Origin of the sequence: Vibrio sp. V39_P1S14PM300 (genome assembly GCF_009904765.1) — a bacterium.
GTDB classification, from domain to species: Bacteria; Pseudomonadota; Gammaproteobacteria; order Enterobacterales; family Vibrionaceae; genus Vibrio; species Vibrio proteolyticus.
This window is the reverse complement of the sequence record NZ_WXWP01000307.1, coordinates 1-6,495: the sequence shown is the minus strand read 5'-3', so window position 1 is coordinate 6,495 and position 6,495 is coordinate 1. Positions and strand designations below refer to the sequence as shown.

General features: G+C 48.5%; 6 protein-coding genes and 1 riboswitch. Of the genes, 2 read left to right on the top strand and 4 right to left on the bottom strand.

The genetic code is table 11. From position 1 onward, the window contains the following. Positions 1-389: 389 nt before the first annotated feature. A complete protein-coding gene (locus CAG65_RS15645; RefSeq protein ID WP_161454243.1) occupies positions 390-845 on the top strand; it encodes an RNA recognition motif domain-containing protein in 456 nt (151 codons plus the stop codon). Here the strand turns inward: CAG65_RS15645 and murI are convergent. The 3 genes from murI to btuB are packed head-to-tail and all read right to left on the bottom strand — an operon-like array spanning position 808 to position 4,206. Continuing rightward, on the bottom strand, positions 808-1,608 hold the full coding sequence (murI, locus tag CAG65_RS15640; protein WP_443084069.1) for a glutamate racemase: 801 nt from the start codon (positions 1,606-1,608) through the stop codon (positions 808-810). The genes CAG65_RS15645 and murI overlap by 38 nt on opposite strands. A 30-nt stretch (positions 1,609-1,638) precedes the next feature. Further along, positions 1,639-2,325 carry an adenine nucleotide alpha hydrolase gene (locus CAG65_RS15635; protein WP_161454242.1) on the bottom strand — a complete coding sequence of 229 codons (687 nt, stop codon included), beginning with the start codon at positions 2,323-2,325 and terminating at the stop codon, positions 1,639-1,641. Positions 2,326-2,367: 42 nt separating this feature from the next. Beyond that, complete coding sequence (gene btuB, locus CAG65_RS15630; protein ID WP_161454241.1) at positions 2,368-4,206, bottom strand: TonB-dependent vitamin B12 receptor; 1,839 nt, start codon at positions 4,204-4,206, stop codon at positions 2,368-2,370. 45 nt (positions 4,207-4,251) lie between these two features. Continuing rightward, a riboswitch (cobalamin riboswitch) is annotated at positions 4,252-4,455 on the bottom strand. Positions 4,456-4,607: 152 nt separating this feature from the next. Here btuB and trmA point away from each other — a divergent pair. Further along, complete coding sequence (trmA, locus tag CAG65_RS15625; protein WP_161454240.1) at positions 4,608-5,717, top strand: tRNA (uridine(54)-C5)-methyltransferase TrmA; 1,110 nt, start codon at positions 4,608-4,610, stop codon at positions 5,715-5,717. Between the two features lie 215 nt (positions 5,718-5,932). On the opposite strand, the gene CAG65_RS15620 is transcribed toward trmA, so the two are convergent. Next, positions 5,933-6,495 (bottom strand): 3'-5' exonuclease (locus CAG65_RS15620; RefSeq protein ID WP_272926124.1); only part of this gene is annotated, 563 nt, incomplete at its 5' end.

Sequence of the window (6,495 nt, the reverse complement as noted above, 5' to 3'; positions counted from 1 at the left end):
CTTATTTTTAAAGAGCTTTTCTAACTCACTCAGCAACTCAGTTGCTCGTCGTTAGGGGTGCGTATCTTACTCCGCACCGTGAAAGAGTCAAGCATTTTTTCAAATTTCTTTTTCTCTTGTTTCCGACTCGCTGTGTGACTTTCGTCTCACTCCGTGTCGGTGAGGCGGCATTATAGGGAGACACCAAAGGATCACAAGCGTTTTTTTGAAATTTCTTTTTGTTCGCTCAAAATACGGTCAAATCACTGAATATCGAATAAAATTTCAACATTTGAGGCGCATCACATCAATCGGTTGGAAAAACCTCAAGCATATACGTAAGATCTGTGTGACTATTTTGTAAACGATAGTTATCCCTATTTTCTTACTTATATATGTAGTAATTCAGTATGAACTCTAATAAATCGACCTTATTGATTGTCGCTCTGGCCGTACTGGGTGGCATCGTCTTCTCGCAGGTATCTCTCTCTCCTGCACTCACCTTCGTTATTGGTGTTCTCTCCTGCGCTTTTGTTCTTAAACTTTTGAACACCAATACTGAATCTGTAACCGATAACACCAACCCACTGACTAAAACGCTGTATGTTGGCAACCTGCCTTATAAAGCGAACGAGTCGCATGTCCGCGAGCTGTTTGCCAAACATGGCGAAGTGTTCGCGGTACGCCTGATGAAAGACAAACGTACCGGAAAAAGGAGAGGATTTGGTTTTGTCGTGATGGCGGCAGCGGATGCTGAAGGCGCCATCCAGGATCTGAATGAGCAGGACTATATGCAGCGCACGTTAAAGGTGCGGATTGCCAATGATCCTAAACATCCAGAATCGGAAAACGCTGAACAGGAGTAAAGCCCAGTTCGTGTAACGTTATATTCAGTGCACTTTCTTGCCAAGGAAGTGCACTGCTGAATATCTGATGTGTCCGGTGGTCTGCCTGACCACTTTCCAGGCGCAACAATTCTTTGACCCGGCGAGCGATGGCTTTCCCGGAATCCACCAGCATCACCTCCTGCCCCAGTACTTGCTCAATTTCCTGACGCAGCAGTGGAAAGTGCGTGCATCCCAGCACCGCAACATCCACATGGCTTTTTAACGGTGCAAGAATCTCCGCCAACTCCTGAAGATCAACAGGCTGACCACGCAGCTTTTCTTCCGCCATATCAACCAAGCGGGTCGAGCCAAGCAACTCGACGGTTTTGTTGTTAGAAAAGTTACGGATCAAATCGCGAGTGTACTCACGTGTCACTGTTGCTGGAGTCGCGATCAGACCGACGGCCTTATTGGCCAGTGACGACGCTGGCTTAATTGCCGGCACCACGCCAACCACTGGCACGGTCAATTGCGCGCGCAAGGAAGGCAATACGATAGTACTGGCAGTATTACAGGCGATCACCACAATATCGACCGGATGCTGCGCCACAAAACGAGTAATGCCATTGTGTACCCGTCGGATCAGTACATCTTGCGACAGTTCGCCATAGGGATACGCTTCGTTATCGAAGATGTAGATGTAGTTGAGCTGCGGCAGCAGATCGCGGATCTCCTGATACACAGACAATCCACCCACGCCGGAGTCAAAAATCAATACGGTTTGTTTTTCTTGCTGCACCACACGGCGATTCCACGAATAAAGATGGGGAGATCATACTCGCTCTTTGGATTTTGGCAATTGGCGTACTGTGTATCTTTGGTAAGAAAAGCGTGGGCCCTGCTCTACCAGCAACTTAGTCAGTTGCAATTGGCCAGAGAAACACGGTGCTTCGGTGACCAAAGTATGAAACTCGCCGTTTTCACCACACGGATCAACCCCCGCAGGCAACTGCTCTAACAACTCATGGTTGTACCAGCGCCCGCACAATTCGGTGGGTAAGGCCTCTCCGTCGATGGTCACCAATATGGTACGAATACCACGTTGGAGGATTTCTTGCGCCAGATCGCGACTGTCCAGCCCCAACAACGGAAACACACACTCCCAGCCAGCCGGTTCAATGTAACTGCGCCGGTACTGCTCTATTCCGTTACAGAACATATCACCAAAGGCCACAGCATCAATCGCCCACCCACTTTGTTTGAGTGCGGTGACGATCGTCGATTGATACACTTCATTAGATGGAAAAACGGTCGGCAAAGCGATTTTAAGCAAAGGCAGTCCGGTTAACGCAGCTTGTTGAACCAGCACATCCAGCGGGGTGGCCTGAAACGGCACTTCTTCAGCAACGTAAGTGGTATACAGTCCGACGACCTGATAGGCCGGGTCTTCAAGCAACCTTTCCAGTGTCAGCGCCGAATCCTTGCCACTCGACCAACTGACGATCACGTTTTTTGTCATGTTGTTTCCTCATAGAAAAAGCCGCCCTTGGGCGGCTTTCAATCAGAACTCGTAACTGGCGTTCAGATAATACGCGCGCTCAGGCGATGGGTAGCCTGCCGCTGTCTCGTAGTCTTCGTCAAACAGGTTGTCGACTCGCGCATTTAAAGTCAGATGTTCGGTAACAAAATAGTTGGCCGACAGATCAAACAGATTGTAGGCATCCAATTCTACGTTATCGTAATCTGGGCGTGTACCCACATACTGATAGCCCAGTGACACATCAACATCCTCAAAGCTCGCAGTCGCGTTATATTTGAAGACTTTTTTAGCACGACGCAGCAGTTGTTCTCCCTGACTGTTTTCCGGGTCTTTAAAGTCTGCGCTCAACTGATGCGAAACGATGCCGGTATCAAACTCAGTCACCAGTTCGACCCCGCGTAGCTTACTTTTCCCATCGATGTTGTAGTATTTTGAGGTCACAAAATTATATTCGATCAGATCGTCAATACGCGTATCGTATCCAGTCACCGACCAAAACACGCCAGACACCAGACCACTGAACGTCAGTTCAGCCGACTTGGCTGACTCCGGGTCCAGATTGTCATCACCGTAGAAACTGTACAATTGGTACAGGTTCGGGGCTTTGAATGAAGTACCGTAAGACGCTTTGACCGTGAGAAAGTCGGCAAAATGATAACCAGCGCCCAGGTTATAAGTAGATTCACTACCAAACTGTTCGTTATCGTCGAGACGGGCAGACACTTCACCAAACAGTCGATCGAAATCAGCCGCCAGCACGCCGTAATACGCCCAGTTATCACGCTGATGTTGTCTATGGTTCGACTTTTCATCCAGTGATTCATCACGCCAGTCGATCCCTCCCGCCAGCGTCAATGCTTCGGTTAACTGATACTGAGCGTTCCATTGCAGATTAAACTGCTCCATTTCATCACGGGTACTACCGACACCATTTTTACCGCTTGCTTTGCTGTAATTCCATTCTTCCTGATTCTGCCAGTTAAATGACAGCTGCGAGGCCAAGGCCGCACGCTGAAACTCTACCCCCGCCGCGGCAGCGATATTGTCAACCTCAGCCTCTTTGCGATCGTAAGATGAAAATGACTGATAAATGTATGACCCGTCATACTGAGAAACATTGTCAAACGCACGCAGATTGGCGAACGCTTTCCATTCCGGTGTCAGTTGATGAGAATACCCCACCAGACCATTACGCGACTTAAAGCCATGGCGATCGCCATCATTAAGTCCGGCTATCGGATGGACATTGTAGCCCTTGTCACTGTCATAACCGAACGCAGCATTCAGGTGGCCATTTTCTCCGACCTGCACACCCGTGGTCGCGGACAGCTCCTGATAATCCAGGCTGCCCAAGCCCGCTGCAACTTTGGTGCTCTGGTTGGTTTTCGAATTCGCCAGCGTGATGATGTTGATCACCCCACCAATGGCTTCCGAGCCGTAAACCGACGCGCGCGCACCGCGCACATATTCGATCCGCTCGACAAAGTTGATCGGCAACTGGCTGAAATCAATGCTGCCTTTCGCCGCACGGGCAAAACGAATACCATCGATCAGCACCAACACCTGATCGGAATTGGCGCCACGGACGAAAATCGACGCGTTCTGGCCTCGTCCGCCATTTTGCGAAATCTGGATACCTGTCAGACGACGAAACACATCGGTCAGGGATTTGGCCTGAATGCGCTCAATGTCTTGTCGGGTGACGACTTCAACCTGAGCGGTCAAAGACTGGGAATTTTGCTCAAAACGGTTGGCTGTCACGACCAGCGTGTCAGTGTGAGAAGCGGTTTCCTGAGCAACGGAAATAGAGGCGTGCGTAAGCAGCGATGCCACTGTCACCGCCAGAAAAGATTTGTTCATTATTGTCATCCTAAGTCGCGTAAATCCTACCCGGCCGGCATTCCTATGCCGACCAGGCCGCTGGCAGGTCTTCGGACTCAAGAGCTAGGCTTTCACCACCTACTACTCCGACTTCCCGTTTTCGCCACAAAAACAGTGTCCTATGGAGGTTCGTTCTCTTTTACCGCTGCGCGTCAGTTCTGGATTCGCACCAGATTCCCTTTTCAGCCATCTATACCGCTAAATGGCACCAGCCTGGCGATGATACTATTAAGCTATTGATAGTTTGTCTAGTTAAAGATTGGCATAACCTATAGTTTTACAGCCAGTATAGACAGCAATTCATCAACGGCACTGGACATCAGATGTGGATTGAATAAAATCTGCGCTCTTTATTTTAATGCACCCGAAAAGGTAACTTCATGGCTTCTCTCGATGTAAATCCACAACGCTACCAGCAGCAGTTGGCCGAAAAAACCGAGCGTCTGACACACATGTTCGCCCAGTTCAATGTGCCAGAGCTGGAAGTGTTTGAATCTCCAGAGCAGCACTACCGCATGCGCGCCGAATTTCGCGTGTGGCATGAAGGAGATGATCTCTACTACATCATGTTCAATCAGGAGACACGCGAGAAATACCGTGTTGATCAGTTTCCGGCGGCCAGTCGCCTGATCAACGATCTGATGCCGCTGTTGGTTGACGCACTCAAAGACAACGATTCACTGCGCCGTAAACTGTTTCAGGTGGATTTTCTCTCCACACTAAGTGGTGAAATTCTGGTATCGCTGCTGTATCACCGCCAACTGGATGACGAGTGGACCCAACATGCCAAAGCATTGAAACAGCGTCTGAACGATGAAGGCTTCAACCTCAACCTGATTGGCCGCGCCCGTAAAATGAAGATCGTCCTTGACCGGGACTATGTGATCGAAAAGCTCGACGTGCACGGACAGTCCTACGTCTACCAGCAGGTGGAAAACAGCTTTACGCAGCCCAACGGCAAAGTTGCCGAAAAAATGCTGGAATGGGCGCTGGACTGCACTCAAGACAGCACTGGTGATCTGCTGGAGCTTTACTGTGGTAACGGCAACTTCTCTTTAGCTCTGGCTCAGAACTTTGACCGTGTACTGGCAACCGAGTTGGCAAAACCTTCGGTCGAGTCAGCACAGTACAACATTGCAGCGAATGAGATAGACAACGTACAAATCATCCGTATGTCGGCAGAAGAATTTACGGAAGCCATGGAGGGTAAACGTGAATTCCGTCGTCTCAAAGACAATGGCGTCGATCTCAAGAGCTACAACTGCAATACGATTTTTGTCGACCCACCGCGCGCAGGTATGGATGTAGACACCTGTAAAATGGTGCAAGGTTACGAGCGCATCATGTACATTTCATGTAACCCAGAAACCCTGAAAGAGAATCTGGAAATTCTGAGCGAAACCCACAAGGTGGCGCGTTTTGCGCTGTTTGACCAATTCCCTTACACCCACCACATGGAAGCTGGCGTACTTCTAGAGCGCATTAAATAAGGGCTTAAAAGAGTTTCAACCGTATCAGAAAACACTCTGGGTACGGCTTAGGGTACGGGAACAACGAGAACTCTCAAGCATTGTGTATAAGCATTTAGAGTCCCTTGGCATAAGCTGCCACTTAATTATCTTAAAATCAGACTCAAAGATATTAGGTGTAACGACAAATACAGGCGCAACCTCCGTTAAACATACGGAGTTGCGCCATTAAAAAGCTAAGCATCAAACGGAGAGCCCAAAACATTTCTTTTTTCAAAAATCCCTTCTAGAGCTGACACTGACTTTGCTGATAACTCCTGCGTAAAGAGAAGTGTAAGATTATGCTTTGCCCTGGAGCAACTCACATAAAACAAGTTTCTATTGCGCTCGTAAGTATCTCGTTTATTTGAAGGAAAACCACCTTTAAACCACTCAAGCATTTGGTTCCAATTGTAATGATTCCACCCCCTGCCGCATACAACAAGAACATTGTCGAACTGAGCACCTTTCACACCATGCTTAGTAGAAAAGGGAGTTTTATCATCAATGTATAAACCAAGGTTCACCACCTCAGAGTATTTGATGCTTCTAAACTTCTTAAGCCCACTCAAAAAGCTTGCTTCATCCTTCTCCAAGTCATCCTCTGGCTTATCAGTTAATCGCTGGAACTTATTTTCGGAACTTTCCACCTTGTCTGGAAGACTAAGGACTGGAGACTCCCTTATGTAATTCAACACCTCCGCCACTGTTCCTTCATTTCTAACGTCCAACAATCCCTGATAACTTTCTGACCACGCTT